Origin of the sequence: Galactobacillus timonensis (assembly GCF_900240265.1) — a bacterium.
Classification (GTDB): Bacteria; Bacillota_I; Bacilli_A; order Erysipelotrichales; family Erysipelotrichaceae; genus Bulleidia; species Bulleidia timonensis.
This window is the reverse complement of record NZ_LT964741.1, coordinates 1-19,368: the sequence shown is the minus strand read 5'-3', so window position 1 is coordinate 19,368 and position 19,368 is coordinate 1. Positions and strand designations below refer to the sequence as shown.

The 19,368-nt window shown below is 50.4% G+C and carries 16 protein-coding genes; 5 read left to right on the top strand and 11 right to left on the bottom strand.

The annotated features are described in order from the left end of the window. The first annotated feature begins 124 nt into the window (after nt 1-124). The 5 genes from C1714_RS13280 to C1714_RS13260 all read left to right on the top strand — a co-directional run bounded on the left by C1714_RS13280 (nt 125) and on the right by C1714_RS13260 (nt 4,318). Complete coding sequence (locus tag C1714_RS13280; protein ID WP_102343709.1) at nt 125-340, top strand: hypothetical protein; 216 nt, start codon at nt 125-127, stop codon at nt 338-340. Beyond that, nucleotides 261-1,751, top strand: coding sequence for an IS4 family transposase (locus tag C1714_RS13275; RefSeq protein WP_102343708.1), 1,491 nt, complete (start codon nt 261-263; stop codon nt 1,749-1,751). Before C1714_RS13280 ends, C1714_RS13275 begins: the two co-directional genes overlap by 80 nt. A 347-nt stretch (nt 1,752-2,098) precedes the next feature. Then, entirely contained in the window at nt 2,099-2,572 is a 474-nt protein-coding gene (locus C1714_RS13270) for a DUF6431 domain-containing protein (RefSeq protein ID WP_135567918.1), read from the top strand. A 34-nt stretch (nt 2,573-2,606) separates the two neighbouring features. Continuing rightward, nucleotides 2,607-4,022 carry an ISL3 family transposase gene (locus tag C1714_RS13265; RefSeq protein WP_167850079.1) on the top strand — a complete coding sequence of 472 codons (1,416 nt, stop codon included), beginning with the start codon at nt 2,607-2,609 and terminating at the stop codon, nt 4,020-4,022. After that, entirely contained in the window at nt 4,019-4,318 is a 300-nt protein-coding gene (locus C1714_RS13260) for a hypothetical protein (RefSeq protein WP_102341426.1), read from the top strand. Before C1714_RS13265 ends, C1714_RS13260 begins: the two co-directional genes overlap by 4 nt. Nucleotides 4,319-4,603: 285 nt before the next feature. On the opposite strand, the gene C1714_RS13255 is transcribed toward C1714_RS13260, so the two are convergent. From C1714_RS13255 to C1714_RS13200, 11 genes are all read right to left on the bottom strand, one after another. Next, nucleotides 4,604-6,256, bottom strand: coding sequence for an ABC transporter permease subunit (locus C1714_RS13255; RefSeq protein WP_102343706.1), 1,653 nt, complete (start codon nt 6,254-6,256; stop codon nt 4,604-4,606). 15 nt (nt 6,257-6,271) lie between these two features. Next, nucleotides 6,272-7,783 carry a sugar ABC transporter ATP-binding protein gene (locus C1714_RS13250; RefSeq protein ID WP_102343705.1) on the bottom strand — a complete coding sequence of 504 codons (1,512 nt, stop codon included), beginning with the start codon at nt 7,781-7,783 and terminating at the stop codon, nt 6,272-6,274. 117 nt (nt 7,784-7,900) lie between these two features. Further along, on the bottom strand, nt 7,901-9,205 hold the full coding sequence (locus C1714_RS13245; protein WP_245305148.1) for a substrate-binding domain-containing protein: 1,305 nt from the start codon (nt 9,203-9,205) through the stop codon (nt 7,901-7,903). A gap of 236 nt (nt 9,206-9,441) precedes the next feature. Further along, entirely contained in the window at nt 9,442-10,731 is a 1,290-nt protein-coding gene (locus C1714_RS13240) for a M18 family aminopeptidase (protein ID WP_245305147.1), read from the bottom strand. Between the two features lie 70 nt (nt 10,732-10,801). Then, on the bottom strand, nt 10,802-11,545 hold the full coding sequence (locus C1714_RS13235; protein ID WP_167850078.1) for an MATE family efflux transporter: 744 nt from the start codon (nt 11,543-11,545) through the stop codon (nt 10,802-10,804). Nucleotides 11,546-11,638: 93 nt separating this feature from the next. Next, nucleotides 11,639-12,913 (bottom strand): group II intron reverse transcriptase/maturase, encoded by a 1,275-nt coding sequence (gene ltrA / locus C1714_RS13230; RefSeq protein WP_102343702.1) that lies wholly within the window; start codon nt 12,911-12,913, stop codon nt 11,639-11,641. 486 nt (nt 12,914-13,399) lie between these two features. Further along, complete coding sequence (locus tag C1714_RS13220) at nt 13,400-14,071, bottom strand: MATE family efflux transporter (protein WP_210115360.1); 672 nt, start codon at nt 14,069-14,071, stop codon at nt 13,400-13,402. Nucleotides 14,072-14,224: 153 nt separating this feature from the next. After that, nucleotides 14,225-16,945 (bottom strand): isoleucine--tRNA ligase, encoded by a 2,721-nt coding sequence (gene ileS, locus C1714_RS13215; RefSeq protein ID WP_102343700.1) that lies wholly within the window; start codon nt 16,943-16,945, stop codon nt 14,225-14,227. 225 nt (nt 16,946-17,170) lie between these two features. After that, nucleotides 17,171-17,653 carry a DivIVA domain-containing protein gene (locus tag C1714_RS13210; RefSeq protein ID WP_102343699.1) on the bottom strand — a complete coding sequence of 161 codons (483 nt, stop codon included), beginning with the start codon at nt 17,651-17,653 and terminating at the stop codon, nt 17,171-17,173. A gap of 20 nt (nt 17,654-17,673) precedes the next feature. Continuing rightward, nucleotides 17,674-18,411 carry a YlmH/Sll1252 family protein gene (locus C1714_RS13205; RefSeq protein ID WP_102343698.1) on the bottom strand — a complete coding sequence of 246 codons (738 nt, stop codon included), beginning with the start codon at nt 18,409-18,411 and terminating at the stop codon, nt 17,674-17,676. After that, nucleotides 18,404-18,844, bottom strand: coding sequence for a cell division protein SepF (locus C1714_RS13200; RefSeq protein ID WP_102343697.1), 441 nt, complete (start codon nt 18,842-18,844; stop codon nt 18,404-18,406). Before C1714_RS13200 ends, C1714_RS13205 begins: the two co-directional genes overlap by 8 nt. Nucleotides 18,845-19,368 lie beyond the last annotated feature (524 nt).

Here is a 19,368-nt window from a genome sequence, read left to right as displayed (position 1 = left end):
GTCAATTTCAAATACGGTGATGGTCCTTCAATGGGCATAATGTAGTTAAGATTATATATTTAAATAATGTTTTAATTACTTCTATATATATTATTATGTAGTTAAGTATAGGAGGACATTTTCTATGTTTGTTCGCGTTATTCCTAACAATAAAGGCAAGAAAAAGACCTATTTCTGCTCACTCGTTGAATCTTACCGTGATGAAAACGGCACGCCGAAGCACCGCGTTGTAGTTAAGCTTGGCCAATTTGACGCGAAACATGTGCCTTATCTGCGCGCCGCCTTCTCAGTTAATGATCCTGAAGAGGTGCTGGCTCATGAAATCAAACGTTTCAAATAGCCTGGAACATTTCTTTAGAAAATTTGGCGATTACATAAGATCACCAATCGTTCGCTCGCTATCCAAAACAAAAACAAGCGACTTTACCAGGATTTATAAGTTTCCATGGTTCGATGTGATTCTTTATCTTATATTCCGGTCAGAGAAGACCTCTCAGGGAGAACTCTCAAAGTATTTCAGTGATATTGGACACCCAGGATATCAGGTCAGTAAACAGGCAATGTTAAAAGCTGTTAACAAACTGAATCCGAATGTCTTCATTGATCTGATTCACCATTTCGCAGAACTGTTTTACCAGTCTGAGGATCTCGTCAAGACTTACAGAGGATATATTCTTCTGGCCGAAGATGGCACCACACTTGAATTAAGGCCGACTGTTCAGGCCTTAATGCAATATGGGTTTGTCACCAATTCAAAGGTTAAAGACATGTTCGATGCCGTTAACGCCACAAGCCGTTCCTCGGCCCTGTATGATGTCACAAACGGCCTGGTAGTAGACTTCACAATGGAAAATTACTCCAAGTCAGAAATTCCGATGGCTGCAGGCCATTTACTGAGAATGCATTCCGTTTTTGACGGCCGCAGGATAATCTATCTGGCTGATCGCTATTATGACAGCGTTGAACTGCAGGCAATTCTTGAATCGTATGGCTTCTATTACTGCATTCGGGGAAAATCCAATTTCTTCAGGCACTATATTGAGAAGATGACCAGTGATGATGAATGGATTACCGTTGAAGTTGATAAACCATGGCAGAGGCGTCTGAAATACTCTATTCCTAAGGAACGATTTGTCAAAGATCCGACATTCAGACTGAGGATAGTGAAATATAAATACAGCTATACCGATATAAATGGTATTCCGCAGACAACGGATCTGATTTACTTCACAAATCTTCCAAAAGAGGAGTTCAGCAGTCAGGAGATCGTTAATCTGTATGAAAGACGCTGGGATATTGAGTGCAGTTATAAAACGCTGAAAACAGATTATGAATGGGAACGTTACTTCACCAGCGCATCAAATGCCGAGCGCAATATGATCTTTGCGAAGGTTCTGTTTCATAACATTGTCGGCGTTATCCGCAAAGAGATGAACCGGCAGCTTCAGGCAGACAATAACCCGAAAAACAAGTATGGTTACACGATAAATATTGCGCAGCTTGCCAAGATGATCAGAGAGAACAACCTGGTCAGATGGCTGCGCACAAGCAACCGGAAAGCCATTATGCGGACAATGGATGTGATCCTCGGTCTGATCAACAAAATAAAAGTGCCTGTCCGCCCTGGCAGGCACCATCAGCGATGGGGTGCAGTCGTCACATATAACCACCCACACCGCTACCGGCTCGATGGTCGTCATGATCCGAGAGTAAGAACTTATCAAGGATGCATGATGACTGTGAAACCGTAACGCATATTCATCGTAGCATGAAGATTTCTGCTTGCAAAAAATGTTGTTTTAATGCGCTCTGATTATAATGACTATCTAAAAATAGATGGGGTTTGGGGGTGCCTCTAAGAAATCCTGGGATTGATGATCCGGGGGGAGTTAAAGAGCTGTAAACCCTCATGGGGAGGCACAACGGCCTTCTCCTTTTCGAATTTACCGATTATCATGCGGTTAGAGACATCAATAGAAAGGAAAAGGTTCAGAGACTAGTTTCCAGCCATCTCTGAACCCATAACCAAAACCATGGTTAGTGTACCACATTCACAATACAAAATTGTTAAACATCCTAATCATCTGAATGATTTTTGATGAAATGCAGCGAACCTGTTTTGGATCCTGAAACAGGCCTGCCAATGAGATTCTGCGGAACTGCCAGAAGGTGCGTTAAAACGCCAAAAGGTTCTTACTGGATCTGGATTCCTGTCGCCGTCTCTTCCAACGGAAGACATCACCGTGTTCTCCCTGATTTCCTTGTCCCTTACAAGCACTACTCGGTGCAGACCATCGAATCGGCTCTGGACAATGATCTGGATCTTGATCGTTATTCGCTTCCTTCCGATTCTTCCGTTTACCGTTGGAACAAATGGCTCGATAAGCTCATTGTGCAGCTCCGGATTTTCCTGAAGCTGGTTGATCCGCCTGATTCGCTGCTTCAACAGCTTCGTGTTCTATTCCGGCGTGATGTCCGCCGGGCTCCAGAATATGATTCTTCCAGTGGCTGGGTGGCCGGAATCAATCTCTGCCTGAATAGGCCAAATGACTTTGACTTGGGCCTTTCCTGATCTTCCCCTATGCTGGGCTCAAAGGAGAAGATCTATGTCCGAACAATCTGATAAACAGGCCATTCTTGAATTCTTTAACCTCGATACAGGCAGTGTGGAGAATGTCATCTTCCATAATGACAATGGCAGTGCGTCTGTCCATGTTTTACTGCGGCCGGATCATCCGCCTTGTCCCGATTGCGGCTGTACCCTGCCAAGGGTTAAGGACTACATTGACAAGAAGATAAGCCACGGCGTCTTTACTGATCGTGAGTGCACCATCTTCTATCATGCCCGCAGGTACATCTGTCCTGTCTGTCATCGAACGTACTATGAGAACAATCCATTCTGTTTCAGGAAGCAGCACATCTCCGCCCTCACGGTTGAAAACATTCTGAACGATTTGAAGATTCAGACCGAGACCTTCGCTTCCGTCGCTAAGCGGTATCACATCTCTCCCACAACCGCTGCCTCCGTCTTCGATGCCCACGTAAAGGAGGCGCGAAGACCTCTGCCCACATTGATGTGCTGGGATGAGAACTACGCATTTTATCATCCGGGAGAGAACTCAAAATATGTGTTCGTTATTCTCGACTTTGAGTCACAGGAGCCGGTGGATATCCTGCCAAGCAGAAGAAAAGATTATCTGCTCAGCTACTTTCTCAAAATCCCAGTGGAAGAGCGAAAGCGCGTCAAAATGATTGCCACGGACATGTATAGTGAATACCGCGCCATCATACGTCAGCTGTTCCCTAAGGCCTATCATTCCGTTGACCATTATCATGTCAGCCAGGAGCTCTCCAGAAAGGCTGACAGCGTCCGGATCAGAGTAATGAAGCAGACTCCAAAATATATTGAAGGCACAAAAACACAAACCAACGAGTATTATCTGCTGAAGACATTCAACTGGATGATATTCAAGCGGCTGGACGCCAGAGACAAAGATGGTAAAAAGCTGTTCGATCCCGGCCATCCAAGGAAAATGAACCGCAAGCTGAACCGGTTCCTCAATTATTACGAAATTAAAGCCATGATCGAAGCCGTTCATCCCGATTTGAAAAAGGCATGGGACCTCAAGGATGACGTTGTGGACTTCTATGACAACTGCACTTACGATACTGCTCCCCAGGAGCTGAACAAACTGATTCAGTCCTTCGCAGCCAGTGGTATTCCGGAAATGAAAGAGTTCTCCCGCACCCTGATCAGCTGGAGAGAGGAGATTATCAACTCCTTCATTGTCGTAAAGCAGCGTCATACAGTCGATAAGGACACAGGCCAGGTGGTAGTGTCCGACATAAAACTGAATAACGGATTGATGGAGAACCGGAACTCAATCATCAAGACGATCAAGAAAGCAGCCAACGGATATACCAACTGGGACAGGTTCCGCAACCGCTGCCTCTATGTGCTCAGAAAGAGCTCCAAGCCAATGTTGAATCCTGTCATTCCGCCAAAGAAGGTTAAGCAATGACTTCAACCAGCTTTCAGCCCCTGAGTCCCGAACAGGCATGGATCACTGCAGAAGGAGCCCGTTTGTATGGCAAAGAAGCAGAACAATATCTGCAGGCCAGCATTCGTTCCATGAACCGAATATGCCGCTCAGCACAGCGATTAATGCGCGGCATTGAATGTGAGCTGAAGCAGCGTAACCAAACGAGCAATATGACTCTGTATGCCATGAACACAGACGAGATGCTTGCCCGCATCGCCATCTATTGTGAGATGTTTCTGGACGAATACGAAGAACTTCAGGAGACGCAGCCGTAACAGGCGGTCTCCTTTTCTTTTCCATTCAAAAACCGCCTGTTTTACCAGACGGTTTCGTGGTGGGATAAACCTTCATGGGGTACCCCGACTCCCCAAGTTTTTTTACTTCGTTTTCGAGGCATCCCCAGATAAATTTAGATCGCCATTATAATTTCCCGCTTATAATTTTGTAGTTAAGTTTCAGGGATAAGAAAAGACGTCAACCATATGTTCTTAGGTTGACGCCATTGAGTCCCCGCCGCAGCGGGGACCTTTTTCTTTTCCGTTTGTAAAGCGATGGATTGATTACTTCTTCTGTACATACTTGAGGCAGTCGAGGGTGACAGCCGCAAGAATGATGATGCCTTCAAAGACGAACTGCAGGTTCGTATCAATGCCGAGAATCGTCAGCGAATACGTCAGCGACGTAAAGATCAGGACACCGACAACAACGCCGGAAATCTTACCGATACCGCCGGTGAAGGAGACACCGCCGACAACGCAGGCAGCGATCGCATCCATATCCCAGCCCTGACCATAGGCAGCTGAACCGGAGCCGACCATTCGCATGCACTCGAGCCATGCGCCGATACCGTACATGACACCTGCCAGCATGAAGGCGCTCAGAATTGTCTTGAATACCGAAATACCGGATACGGAAGCAGCTTCAGGGTTGCCGCCGACAGCGAACAGATTCTTGCCGAATGTCGTCTTGTTCCAGATGAACCAGATAACAAAGATTGCGCCAAGAGACCAGAGAATAATCGTCGGGAACCCGTTGATCTTCGGAATGAACATCTGCGGAATCGACGGATCAATCGCACCGAACGACACACCCTTCGTTGCATAGGTAACAAGGCCGAAGATGATCAGCATGTTGCTCATGGTAGAAATGAACGGATGCATCTTGAAGCGGGCAAAGAAGAATCCCGCAATCGTCGCAAAGATCGTCGTCAGAATGACACAGACAAGCAATGCGAGCCATGCCCGTCCCGCCGGAACGATCGAGGTGAAGTCGAAGATGTGTCCGAAGACGGCACCAGTATTGACACCGTTGTGCATGATGATCGTTGCCGTAACCATGCCCATACCGACCATTCGACCAACCGAGAGATCGGTACCGGTCAGCACGATCAGTCCCGCAACGCCAAGCGCCAGGAACATACGCGGCGAAGCCTGCTGCAGAATGTTCAGGATGTTTGTCAGCGTAAACAGCTGCGTATTCTTGAGAATCGGCGTAATGATCGCCAGCATGATGAAGATCAGCACAATGACGATATAGAGACCGTTCTTCAGGAAGAACTGCTTGCGGTTGAACGTGTACTTGTAGTTTTCACGCCACTGATCGAAGCGCTCCCCGACAGTGAACTTCGACATCCGGAGATTATCGATCAGATGGTACTGATACGTGAACGCCTCATGACGGCGGTCCTTGATGGCCTGCAGCTCATTGTCATACGTCAGCTTGGCATCGAACTGCTTGTTCTTGTAGACGTATTTTTCGTCCTTCAATTCCTTCTGATCCGTGATGCCGGCAATGGTCTTTTCATATTCGGCCTTCAGTTCAGCGAGCTTGGCATTGTACTTGGCTTCCGCCTGACTATTTGCCACATCACAGCTGGCCTTGACCTTACTCAGATACTGGCTTTCATAGTTCTGCTTCAGATAGTCTTCTGCTTCCTTGATCAGGGCATTGACCTTGGCGCTGTTGTTCTTTTCAACCTCTTTGGCTGCGGCGAGCTGTGACTCAAGATCCGCAATCTGTTTCTTCCGGTCATCATTGGCAAGTGTACGGCTGCTGCGAACGGCAGCGAGACGGTTGCTCAGGGTCTGAATCTTCAGGCTGCCGTCTTTGCGCAGATCATCGATCTGTTTCTGAATTGCTCCGATCTTTTCGGCAATCGGGGCTCTGAGCTCCTCTTCCTGCTGATCGGTCAGAATCTTGTTATTGTCTTCCATGTTCCTATCCCTCTATTACAGATACATTGCGCTGAGGCGCAGAAGTTCTTCCTGATTTGTTTCCTTCGTATTGACGATACCGGCAAGATGTCCGTTGGACATGACGCCGATGCGATTGGTGATGCCGAGAATCTCAGGCATCTCGGAGGAGACAACGATGATCGTCTTCCCCTGCTTTGCCATCTGTACGATCAGTTCATAGATCTCATACTTGGCGCCAACGTCGATGCCGCGGGTCGGCTCATCCATCATGAAGACGTCAGGTTCCCGCTCCAGCCATTTGCCGAAGATGACCTTCTGCTGGTTGCCGCCCGAGAGGCTGGCAATCATGTCATCCGGTCCAAGGCACTTCGTATGCATCGTACGGATTTCGCGCGATGTCGCCTTCTTCATGGTCGGATCCGAAAGGACGACGGGACCGTGCTTGTACTGATTCAGATTGGCAATCGTCGTATTGAAGGTAAGATCCCCTTTCATGAAGAGACCGTTTGCCTTGCGCTCCTCCGTGATGAGGGCGAAGCCATGATCCATCGCTTCCTTGGGGCTGTTGAAGTTGCAGAGCTTTCCATTGTAATAGACGCGGCCGCTGGCTCTGGTGCGAACACCGAAGATGGTTTCCAGCAGCTCCGTACGGCCGGCTCCAACCAGTCCATAGAGACCGAAGATTTCTCCTTCACGGACGTCGAACGTAATGTCCTTGAGCCACGGCTTGTACTTGGTGAACAGATGCTGGACCGAGAGAATCGTTTCCTTTGGCGTATTGTCGACCGGCGGGAAACGATGATCCAGAGAACGTCCGACCATGGCTGCGATCAGTTCGTTCATGTCGGTATCCTTGATGTTCTTGGTCATGACCATTTTGCCATCACGCAGCACCGATACTTCGTCGCAGATTTCAAATACCTCATCCATCTTGTGCGAAATATAAATCAGCGAGATGCCGCGGTCACGCAGTCGGCGCATCATGCTGAAGAGCTTGCGCACCTCCGGCTCCGTCAACGATGACGTCGGCTCATCCAGAACGATAAGTTTGGAATGGTAGGAAATTGCCTTGGCAATTTCACACATCTGCCGTGCCGAGACAGACATTGTGCGCATCGGCGCATTCAGATTGACCGTCAGATCCAGGCTGCGGAACAGTTCCGCCGCCTCTCTCTTCATGCGTGCCTCATCAACGATGCCGAAACGATCCGTTGGATAGCGTCCCAGGAACAGGTTATCGACAACGGTGCGGTCCAGGGCCTGGTTCAGCTCCTGATGTACCATGGCGATGCCGTTTTCCAGCGCATCCTTCGGTCCGGCGAAGTTAACTTCCTTCCCGTCCAGAATAATGGTTCCTTCATCTTTCTGGTACACACCGAAGAGACATTTCATCATCGTGGACTTTCCGGCGCCGTTCTCTCCCATCAGTCCCATGATGGTTCCGCGTTTCACATCGAGATTGATGTGATCGAGAACGCGGTTGCGTCCGAAGCTTTTGCACATGCCACGGATTTCCAAAATATTGTCTTTTGATTCTTCAGCCATGCTATTACCTCATTTGGTGGTGAAACCGCAGGTGGATTTCCTCCCTAGGTTCCATAAGATGAAGGGCTGCCAGGAACATCTCCCGCGCAGCCCTTCAGTGAAGATTCTTACTCTAGATTACTGAAGCAGCGAAGTATAGGAAGCAGCGTTGTCCGTCTTGACCATGTTGATGGCGAATGCATCATACTGATCCGGGTTGCCGAGACGGTTCGTGATGTTGGACTCTGTCTGGCCATCGCCGCCGATGTATTCAACATCGAGGTTCAGCAGATCATCATACTTCTGCAGCAGCGGCTGATAGGTGGAGCTCAGGAAGTTATCAGCGGAGTTGTAGATGTCAAGCCATACCTTCTTGGTCGGCGACTTCGTCGCATCGAGCTGGTTGCTGACAGGCTTGTAGGTAACGGTCGAATCCAGGAAGTCCTGATAGTTGTCAGCCGTAACTGCAAGGTTCAGAGCATAGAACGAACGCTCGTCTGCATTGTACTCATAGTCGGTGCCTTCCGTCAGAACGTTGCCGGCATCATCAGCGATGGAGATACCCGTGTTGACATCAACGCCATCAAGGCAGTTGCGCAGAACACGGAGCGTCAGATAAGCCTGAACATCAGCATGCTGCGAAATGGTTCCTGCATAGCCGTCAGCGATTGCCGCAACCGCGTCAGAGTTTGCATCGTAGCCGAATGTCGGAACGCTGTTTTCCTTGGACCATGCATTGAACATTGCCATGCCCATACCATCGTTGTTGGAAACAACGACATCGATCTGATCGCCGAACGAAGAAGCCCATGTGCCGATCGCGTTGCCGGCCGTAGCCGCATCCCACGTAGCACCTGCGGAGTTCTTCATTTCCTGCGAAGCAAGTTCACGAACAACATAGGTCTTGCCATCGATATCGATGGAACCGTCCTGAACGTTTGTCGAGGATCCGTCAACGTTGGTTCCTACCGGCTGCGCATTGACGCCGTTAGCGTCTTCAACTGCCGTGCCAAGAGCGTTACGGACGCCGCGCGTACGAGCGATCGAGTCATTGTGTCCGATATCACCGATTGCCAGAACGTAACCGATGATACCATCGCCGTTACGATCCAGTTCAGCGCCATGCGAAGTCAGATAGTCAGCGACCATCTTACCCTGCAGCTCAGCACCCTGGTTTGCATTGAATCCTACGTAGTAGGTATCCTTGTTCCAGTTGAGAGCAGTCATGTCAAGTTCACCGGTCGAGCTGTTGGACGGCTGACGGTTGAACCAGACGAGCGGTTTCGCAGCGTTTCCGGTAGCTTCTGCAGCCGTCGTGCCGCTGTCGCTGCCTGAGGATGCTGCTGCCGTTGCTGCCGAAGAGCTTGAGCCGCCGCAGCCTGCGAGAAGAGCCGCAGACATTGCAGCAACCGTGAGAATGCTGAAAGTCTTCTTTGAATTCACAATTATTTCCTCCCTTGTGATTTGAGGTTTCCCTCATCAGCAATTCCACTTTAGCAAGCGCTTACATCAAAAAACATAGAATTTTTTTCGATTTACCATGAAGATTTTTTTACGAAACAGCAATCATTTTCACAAGCGAACCGATAAAAATACACAAAAAGGCCGTCCTGACGCAGAAAAGAAAGAAAAACAGGCATGCAGGAAGAACAGCCCTTCCCGCAGCCTGTAATTTCGGATCAGATCAAAAAACTGTTGCCCTTCTCTGCAAAGGAAGAAGAGAAAAACACCTTCATTGCCCGGATCAGATACTCCGTATCCTTTACTCCCGCAGTTTCCATGCACGAGTGCATCGCCAGCTGCGCCAGACCGATATCGACTGTATGCAGCGATACGTGGCGGTTGCTCAGATTGCCGAGCGTACTTCCCCCTGCCATATCCGAGCGGTTGGTAAAGGTCTGATACGGAACATCTGCCCGCCTGCAGAGTTCCTTGAACACTGCCGCCGACACTCCGTCGCTCGTATAATGCTGGTTTGCATTGTACTTGATGACGATGCCGGCATTGATATGCGGCCGGTTGACAGGATCCGCCTTCTCCGGATGATTGGGATGTACCGCATGCGCATTGTCGGCCGACACCATAAAACTGCCGGCTAAGGCGCAGCGTTCAGCGGAAGCACTGAACCCTGCGGCGGCGGAAATATTGTCCAGCGTATCCTTCAGGAACGTGCTGTCAGCGCCCTGGGCACTGAGAGATCCCGTTTCTTCATTGTCGAAGATGGCAAGGACAGGAATATGGTTACCGTCTTCTTCTGCCTGCAGGAAGCCATGCAGGTTTCCGAATCCGCACTGCAGATCATCCAGGTGCGGTGCCAGAATCATATCTTTTTCAGCACCGATCACTCTTCCCGTTTCATGCACATAGAGAAACAGATCATGACCCAGAATATTTTCCTTGTCTGTTCCGGTCCGCTGCGCAATAAGGGAAAGGAAATCGGTCTTCTCCTTCAAAGACAGTACCGGCAGAAGATCCTGCTGCACATTCCAGCTCTGCTGATCATTGGTATTGCGGTTCATATGAATCGCCAGCGAAGGAATGACCAAAAGATCCTCATCCAGCTGCACCAGCCTGGAAACGATCCTTCCGTTCTCTTTGACCAGAATGCGTCCGGAAACAGACAGCGGCCGATCCAGCCAGCCGGAAAGAATGGCGCCGCCATACTTCTCTACATTGAGTTTTGTATAACCGTCCGCTGAAATTTCCGGATTTTCTTTGATCTTCAGCGCCGGCGAATCACTGTGGCTCGCCGCAATCATGAAGCCGCGGAAGCCGGAATGATAGCGAAAGGCAATGATGCTCGCCTGGTTGCGGACCACATAATACCGTCCACCGTCTTCCAGCTGCCACGGCTCGCTCTCCGCAAGCTCAACATAGCCGTTTCCATCCAGAATCTCTTTGACGCTTTGAACCGTATGGTAGCAGTCCGGGCTGCTGCCCAAAAATGAAATCAGGTCATTACTGTCCATCATAAATCTCCTTTACTTAAAAGCTGCCGAATTCATTATATGCAGACTTCCCCCGCTTCTGGCAGCGTAACTATTCCGCATACTGCGTCAGATCATGAACCCAGCTGCCGCGATGAACCATGACACCGCCAATCACGCACTTGATGATGTCCACCGCCTGTACGAGGGCAAACACCGGCAGAATGGTCAGCGCCGTATGATGTGTCAGAAACCAGGCCGTCGGTATCGAGAAAATCCAGACAAAGCACGAATCAAACAGGAACGTGATCCAGGTCTTTCCCCCGGAGCGCAGCGTAAAATACATCGCATTGGCACAGGCATAGATCGGCATGCACACGGCAGAGATGCGGATCAGACCTTCCGCAATGAGACGAATCTCATCCGCGGTATTGTAGATTCTCGGAAAAAACGGCGATATTGCAAACATCAGTATCCCGGACAGAACACAGAGCGAAATGGAAAACACCGTCAGCCTGGCCGCATCATCGCGCACCTCATCCGTCTTTCCGCTGCCAAGCTCCTGTCCCAGAATGATTGCAATCGCATTGCCCATCGAAATGAAGGCGATATTGAACACGTTGCTGATGGTGCTGCTGATATTAAAAGCCGCCACAATGTTGAGTCCCAGCGTCGAATACTGCTGCGAAAGAACCGTTTGGCCAAGCGACCAGAGCGTCTCGTTCAAAAGCAGCGGAAAGGCCTTCACCGTAATGCGCCCGAAGAGATCCTTCGGCACATGAAGTGATGCCAGCATTCCCTTGACGAAGGGGAAACGCTCCGTACTGCGCAGCAGGTACAGAATCACAAATCCCATTTCCAATCGAGTAGGAGGAATCCCATCTAAAGGATGAGAATTCCGACCTCTCACACCACCGTACGTGCCGTTCGGCATACGGCGGTTCAAAACTCAACAACATGTGATATGCACAGACGCATACTGGTCTGCTAGTGATAGCAGACCTTTTTTGGATAATATGGACTTCGTTACTGTGTGTGCCATGATCGGACTTGACGCAACGCATGCGTATCCCTTGCGGCTGTATGACCACATATATGCCCTCTCTTCCGGCACTCCCAGCTTTCTTAGTCCCCAGCGTCTTCTCTGTGGCGTCTTCCATTGTTTCCAGATGCAGATTCTGATTCGCGTTCGCAGCCATCCGTCAATGTTTTCCATCCAGCTCTTCATATCAGCTATCCGGAAGTAATTGACCCATCCGCGTATAATCGGATTAAGCTTTTGGATTCGCTCCTCCATCGACATTGGCTTGTTTCTGCTTGTTACTTCTTTCAGTTTCTGCTTCAGCTTTTCGATCGACTTCAGGTGCGGTTTTGGTTTCCAGCCATTCTTGTTGTAAAAGCTATATCCGAGATATTTCATCTCATTCGGCCGGCATACCTTTGTTTTCGTTGCGTTCACCTGCACCTTCAGGTGTTTCTCAAGCCAGTTGACAACCGACTTCATCACCCGATTGGCCGCCGCTTCACTATGCACGCATATAATGACATCATCCGCATACCTTGTGTATCGCAGTCCGCGGCTCTCAAGTTCTTTATCGAACTGATTCAGGTAGATGTTTGCGAGCAGGGGGCTCAGATTGCCTCCCTGCGGTGTTCCTTTGTCAGTCGCCTGAAAGACTCCCTCCACCATTACTCCACTCTGCAGTATTTTCCGTATGAGAGATTCTGTGTCCGGATCGTGGATTACCTGATGCACCAATATCATCAGTATGTCCTGATTGACGTTATCGAAAAACTTGGAAAGGTCCATATCAACGATCCAGTCATAACCATCGTTCATGTACTCAAGTGCTTTGACGATTGCGTTTTCGCACCGTCTTCCCGGCCTGAACCCATAGCTTGTTTCCGAGAATTCTTTCTCGAAGATCGGGCTCAGCACCTGATAAACCGCCTGTTGAATCCAGCGATCCTTCACACTTGGGATTCCAAGATCCCGTTTACTTCCATCCGGCTTTGGTATCTGTACTCTTCGCACCGGGAGCGGTCTGTACTTTCTGTTTCTTATTTTGTCGCAGATTTCCTTCCCGGACTCCTGAATAAATTCGTCCAGTTCCTCCACCTTCATTCCGTCAACTCCGCAGGCTCCTCTGTTTCTCTTGACCGCTTTCCGGGCCGCATCAAGATTCTCTTCACTTAGGATTTCCTCCATGAGCTTCGTTGCCATGTTGTGACTTTCCTCCTTCTTTTCGCATATCGGATTTCCATCCTTAAGAACCTTTTGGCTCAACACGGGATGTTATGAGATTTCCGACTACAACAATGAAACTTGTAAGTCTCGTTTTGTTCAGCCCTTCGGCGTTTCCACCTACTATGGCTTCTGCTGACTTCTCACGATTCGTTGTTACTACGCTTCCGCTGCGCGGCGTTCTCCGCCTCACGTATGCGCTCATGAGATCTCCCGGGGTAAGACCCGCATCCTTTCCTCCATACATCTGCCGCATCTACACTCCTCAGTTTCTACCCGCCAAGCTATTGGGTTTGCGTTGTTTGGCACACTCGCCCTACTTCGGAATGCCTTATGCGATTCGTATACCTCAGACCGGAGGTTTGCCTGCGCCTTCTTTCAGATTCCACCTCACGATGGACACCCTTGGCGTTCGGCTAGTGGTTGGCGTTGGCAGACTTCGCCCCCACAGTGGACTTTCACCACCTAGATACGTGCCATGCCCGGCACACCAAACCGCGAAGCGACCGTAGCAATCGCCGCTCCGCGAACGCCTAACGCCGGCGCACCGAAATGGCCGCCGATCAGAATATAGTTGCCGCAGAGATTCACCAGTACCGCCGCAATGCCTGCCTTCATGGGCACCATCGTTTCGCCGTTTTCACGCAGGGTGCTGGCAAATACCTGCGTTCCGGCAAAGGGCATAAACCCCAGCAGCATTACCAGAAGATACCCCTTTGCGGAGGTCAGCGTAAGGCCGAGATCTCCAACGCCGCTTTCGCCGCGCAGCCAAAGTGAAATCAGACGTTCTCCCTGCAGAGCGAATACCAGCACCGCCAATCCGCTCAAAAGAAGTCCAAGCATCACCTTCATGCGGATCGTGTAACGGATGCCTTCCTGGTCATTCTTTCCGGCAAACTGGGCCGTGAAGATGCCGATCCCGGCCAGGCCCCCGAAAATCATCAGGTTATAGACGAAGATCAGCTGATTGACGATCGCAACTCCCGACATTTCATTGGTTCCGACCTGGCCGACCATGATATTGTCCAGCATGCCGACAAAATTCGTGATGCCGTCCTGTACCATGATCGGCACCGCGATCTGCAGCGTATGTCTGTAAAAGTCCCTTGTCCCGATAAAATGCGATTTCTTCAGCATGTAAAAATCCCCTCGTCAAAGCACAACGGATCCAGTATACCGGATTCCTATGCAATCGCCTACGTAAAGCGAAAATCCGCAGGAAACTCTGTTTCATCGAAAAAGGCCGCCCGTCGGACGACCTCATTCATGAATGATCCGGTAAGATCGTTATTACTTGTTCATAACACGGTGGCAGCGCGGGCAGAGACCTTCGCTGTCAGCTTCCTCGGTATAGTTCCAGCAGCGCGGGCACTTGGTACCGGGCGCCTTCTTGACAACAACCTGACGCTTGTCGCCGGCCGCAAAGGAAACCTTCGAGACAATCAGCCACTGGGCAGCCGCATTGTTCAACGTGCCCTTGAGCAGATCTTCATCCGCGGCGGTGCAGTGAATTTCAAGCTCCGCCTCCTGGGAGCTGTGGATCAGATTTGCATTGCGCGCATCTTCCAGAGCCTTGCTTGCATCCGAGCGCAGCGACAGCAGCTCGCCGAACGTCTTCTTGAGTTCTTCCGCATCCGGATAGTTTTCAACGGCCGGATACTCGGTATAGTGAACACTCTTTTCACTCTCATCGTTGAAGTGCTGCCATACCTCTTCGCAGGTATAAACAAGGAACGGTGCCCACAGACGGACCAGCTTGTCAGCGCAGATCCAGTAAACCGACTGTACCTGGCGGCGGCGATGATCGTTGAGATCGTTGCAGTACAGGATATCCTTCGTAAAGTCGCAGTAATAGGAGCTGAGCTCATTCACCATGAAGTTCATCAGTGCCTTTACGGAAGACACATAGTCATACTCGAGCACATCTTCACGGACACTCTTCACCGTCTCATCCAGACGAACCAGAATGTAGCGGTCCACCGGTTCCAGATCGCTGTAGGCGACCATGTCCTTCTTCGGATCAAAGTCTTTCGGATTCACATTGCCCAGCAGGAAACGGAACGTGTTGCGGATCTTGCGGTACTGATCCGATACCTGCTTGATGTTGTCCGGTCCAAGCTTCAGATCCGCCTTGAAGTCGGATGTCGCCGCCCACAGGCGGAATACATCGGCACCGTTCTTGTTGATGATGTCCATCGGGTTGACAACGTTGCCAAGCGACTTGGACATCTTCTCACCCTTGGAGTCAACGACATAGCCATGGGACAGTACTTCCCTGTACGGCGCACAGCCCTTAACGCAGCTACCGACAATCAGCGAGCTGTTGAACCAGCCGCGGTACTGATCTGAGCCTTCAAAGTACATGTCGCACGGATATTCCAGGCCGCGGGCCTCGAGTTCGCTCCAGCTCGAGCCGGAATCGAACCATACATCCATGATGTCCTTTTCCTTCGTGAAGATGCCGTTGGGAGACTTGGGATTCGTGTAGCCTTCCGGCAGAAGGCCCTTCGCATCCCGCTCGAACCAGACGTTGGATCCATATTCACCGAACAGATCGGCGATATGATCAAACACTTCCTTCTCCATGATCGGCGAACCGTCTTCGCAATAGAAGATCGGAATCGGTACACCCCAAAGACGCTGACGCGAAATGCACCAGTCCTCACGGTCCGCAATCATGTTGTGCATGCGTACCTGGCCCCATTCGTTATGCCAGACAATCTGATGATCAATTTCATCCAGCAGCTTGTCACGAACCTTATCGATGGAGCAGAACCACTGCTTCACGGCGCGGAAGATGACCTTCTTCTTGAGGCGGTCGTCATGCGGATAGCTATGGGTAATCGGTTCAACGGCAAGAAGGCAGCCCTGCTCATTCATATCATGGATAATGGCCTTGGAACAGTCTTCAAAGAACATGCCCTGATATTTGCCGGCATTCTCATTCATATTGCCGACAGAGTCAACGGTATTGATCGGATCGAGACCGTACTTGCGGCAGACATTGAAATCATCGAGACCATGGCCGCCAGCCGTATGAACGACGCCGGTACCATCCTGATCTTCGACGTGGCTGCCAAGCAGTGTCGGGCACTCTTTATCAAAGACGACATGATGATAGGTGATGCCCTCCAGCTCACGGCCTTTGAAGGTGCGCAGAACACCCTGATTTGTCAGATGGAATTTAGCCAGCAGCGGATCGACAAACTTTGCGAGCATGATGAGTCTGCCCTTTTCGGTCTGCACTTCGGCATATTCCAGATCCGGATTGAGACTGACTGCTTCATTGGACGGAATGGTCCATGGCGTCGTTGTCCAGATGACATAATAGTCGGAGCTGTCCAAGATGCCTTTGCCATCGGCAATCTGAAAAGCAAGATAAATTGTCGCATCGGTAACGTCGCGATAAACGATCTCCGAATCGGCGACTGCCGTTTCATTGTACGGAGACCAGTAGACCGGCTTGAGGCCCTGGAAGATCAGTCCCTGCAGAGCCATCGACTCGAAGGCCTTGATCTGACGCTTCTCAAATTCCTTGTTCAGCGTGATATACGGGTGATCGTAGTCACCGATCTGGCCGAGGCGCTTCTCAGTTGCCATCTGCTGCGCAATCTGCTGGTGCGCATATTCTTCGCACTTCTTGCGGAACTCGGCGGGGCTCAGCTTCTTGCGGTCGACGCCAAGCTTCTGAATGGCGTTTTCAATCGGCAGGCCATGTGTATCCCAGCCCGGAAAATAGGGCGTATAGTAGCCCGACATGGCATGTGTACGGTTGGTGAAGTCCTTGATACAGCGGTTCATGGCCGTTCCTGCATGCAGGTTGCCGTTGGCATACGGCGGACCGTCATGGAGGACGAAAGCCTTCTGTCCCTTGTGATGGGCCAGAATGTTCTGGAAATAATTATCCTCTTCCCATTGCTTTAAAATGCCCGGCTCCTTCTTTGCCAGGTTGCCGCGCATCTCGAATTCGGTGTCAGGCATGTGAAGCGTGTTCTTGTAGTCAACAGTCATCATCTTTCCCCTTATCATTTCAACAAAAAAGCGTCACTCAGAATATCTAAGGACGCTGGCAAACGCGGTACCACCTTAGTTCATGGACAAAAGCCCATGCCCTTCATCAATCCCATAACGCCGGATCAGGCGGCTGCTCACCAGGTGATGTCGATTCTCCGCTTCCATGTCTGTTTCCACCAGTCCAGACTCTCTTCTGATTTCCGCGGAGCCGCACGTCCTGCTTCAGCGCAGCTTCTTCTCTGCTTCCTCAAGCCACCGCAGATCCGGCATCCTGGGAAGTTCAAACGAATTCAAATCCTTGATCACTTTTTCCAGATTTTCCTTCGTCGTATCCTTTACTTCTTCTGCTCCGCCATAGAGCTTGGACAGATCCGTAAGGATCAGACGCGCCGTCTGCAGACTTTCACGGACGATGTCATCCGCATTCTTCTGCGCCGTCGAAATAATCTGGTTGGCCTCCCGCAGTGACAGGCGGGCTATGTTGTCGGCCGCTTCCTTCTGCGCCTGTGCCGAGGAAACCATCGCATTGTACTGCTGTTCGACCTGACGCAGACGTTTCTGCGTCTCATCCAGCTGTGTACGGAATGCGTCCAGCTGCTTCTGCAGCTGATCGACCTGGGCGGCATAGCGTTCAATGGCATCATCTACCGCAAACCGGTCATATCCATTCTTCATGACCCGAAATGTCGGACGAGGTGCCGTCATGCCTGCCTCCTTTCAGCACCCTACAGTTCCTTCAAAAACAAAGCGGTCACACGGTTTTTCCGTGTCCGCCCATGCTCAGAAACATAGGTGAAACGCCCGATTCCCCGAATGGAAATCGTACAGTTATTATTGCACAACGAATCTGCTTTCTCAAGAAGACGATGATTCACCATCACCTTCCCCTGCCGGATCATTTCCTTCGCATTTTCACGGCTCGTATGCGCCAGCGCCGCAGTGACGCAATCCATGCGCAGCGCCGCAACATTGACGATAATCTCTTCCTGCCGGCGCTCTGGAATGATGGGATCAACCTCACGGAAGGAGACATTGAGATTGGCAATGGAATGATAGTTATCGATCAGAAAGCGTGCCATCTCACTGCCGGTATAGATCACGGCCAGGCTCAGCTGCTCATCCAGAAACAGATCACCGATGCTGTGGCGATCAATCTGCAGCGCCATCAGCGAACCGAGAATATCACGATGCCCGATTTTTCGAAAACGCAGGTCAACATCAGCCGCAATGCATACGATATCAGAAAAGTCATCTTCCAGATCTCTCGGGAAGATGACTTTCTTCTTGCGTGCATCCGGATATCCGCCCACGTAGCGGATCATATCAGACGGCGGAAACCTCACGATCGCCTGCGCCTGTTCCTCTTCATTCAGAAACCCGGATTCCGTATGAATGCCTCTGACATCGCGGCGCCGCTCCAGATCCTTGAGATGTTCCAGCAGCCGCTCTGTCTCGTCATTCATCATCGTTTTCCAGCGAAATGGCTCCGTCCACGCCGATGCTCTTAGGTGTGCAGAGAATGACATTGTGGCCGATCTTCTGGATCGTACCGTCCAGCGCAAAGACAACACCGGTCAGAAAATCAATCGTGCGCTGCGCATAATCCCGCTGCAGACGGTGCAGATTGACCACTGCTGCCCGGCGGCTCTTGAGGTGGCGTGCAATTTCCTGGGCTTCCTCAAAGCTGCGCGGCTCAAAGAGAACCATCTTTGTATCAGCGCTGACCGATGAAGCCTTCACCTTCGTGTTGCGCGTCTGTTCATAGGTATCGGAACGCGGGCGCTCCTCTTCCCGTGTATATTCTTCTGTCTCTTCCTCTTCGGTTTCGTCTTCATCATCCTCATCATCTTCATCTGCCGGAGCAACGAAGTTGAGGAATTTATCCTTAAAGCCCATTTGAAAACCTCCTGTTAAAGCAAAGGCATTATAGCATCTCAGGCAGTCTGATTCTACTGCCCCATATTTTGTAATTTCAGCAGTTCTATCGCATTTTTCCGCCTTCTGCTCATCCCGGATGTTCGTCGACGATTGCAGGCATCGCTCCTGCACGAACGTGCAATCAAGCTCTAAAGCAGCCAGTTTCTCTCGATTTACAGTCAGTTTATTCACACGTTTCCAATCTCATCGTTTCCGGTGTTCCGGTCCCCGCGGTTGCATAGCGGATTGGCGACACCATTCAGCAGGTAGAAGAAACATATGCGGACTATCTAAAAATAGATGGGGTCTCGGGGTGCCTCTAAGAAATCCTGGGGTTGACTATCCGGGAGAAGAAAAACAGCTCCAAACTTACATAGGGAGGCACTCAGGCCTTCTCTTTTTCGTATTTGCCGATTATTATGCGGTAAGACATCAACAGAAAGGAAAAGGTTCAGAGTCAAGCTTCCCAGCAACCTCTGAACCCACAACCAAAACCATGGTTA

Excerpts from the sequence above, each read along its gene's own strand:
- C1714_RS13280 (WP_102343709.1), top strand. The coding sequence starts at position 125 with ATGTTTGTTCGCGTTATTCCTAACAATAAAGGCAAGAAAAAGACCTAT.
- C1714_RS13275 (WP_102343708.1), top strand. The coding sequence starts at position 261 with ATGTGCCTTATCTGCGCGCCGCCTTCTCAGTTAATGATCCTGAAGAGG.
- C1714_RS13270 (WP_135567918.1), top strand. The coding sequence starts at position 2,099 with ATGAAATGCAGCGAACCTGTTTTGGATCCTGAAACAGGCCTGCCAATG.
- C1714_RS13265 (WP_167850079.1), top strand. The coding sequence starts at position 2,607 with ATGTCCGAACAATCTGATAAACAGGCCATTCTTGAATTCTTTAACCTC.
- C1714_RS13260 (WP_102341426.1), top strand. The coding sequence starts at position 4,019 with ATGACTTCAACCAGCTTTCAGCCCCTGAGTCCCGAACAGGCATGGATC.
- C1714_RS13255 (WP_102343706.1), bottom strand. The coding sequence starts at position 6,256 with ATGGAAGACAATAACAAGATTCTGACCGATCAGCAGGAAGAGGAGCTC.
- C1714_RS13250 (WP_102343705.1), bottom strand. The coding sequence starts at position 7,783 with ATGGCTGAAGAATCAAAAGACAATATTTTGGAAATCCGTGGCATGTGC.
- C1714_RS13240 (WP_245305147.1), bottom strand. The coding sequence starts at position 10,731 with ATGGACAGTAATGACCTGATTTCATTTTTGGGCAGCAGCCCGGACTGC.
- C1714_RS13235 (WP_167850078.1), bottom strand. The coding sequence starts at position 11,545 with ATGGGATTTGTGATTCTGTACCTGCTGCGCAGTACGGAGCGTTTCCCC.
- ltrA (WP_102343702.1), bottom strand. The coding sequence starts at position 12,913 with ATGGCAACGAAGCTCATGGAGGAAATCCTAAGTGAAGAGAATCTTGAT.
- C1714_RS13220 (WP_210115360.1), bottom strand. The coding sequence starts at position 14,071 with ATGCTGAAGAAATCGCATTTTATCGGGACAAGGGACTTTTACAGACAT.
- ileS (WP_102343700.1), bottom strand. The coding sequence starts at position 16,945 with ATGACTGTTGACTACAAGAACACGCTTCACATGCCTGACACCGAATTC.
- C1714_RS13210 (WP_102343699.1), bottom strand. The coding sequence starts at position 17,653 with ATGACGGCACCTCGTCCGACATTTCGGGTCATGAAGAATGGATATGAC.
- C1714_RS13205 (WP_102343698.1), bottom strand. The coding sequence starts at position 18,411 with ATGAATGACGAGACAGAGCGGCTGCTGGAACATCTCAAGGATCTGGAG.
- C1714_RS13200 (WP_102343697.1), bottom strand. The coding sequence starts at position 18,844 with ATGGGCTTTAAGGATAAATTCCTCAACTTCGTTGCTCCGGCAGATGAA.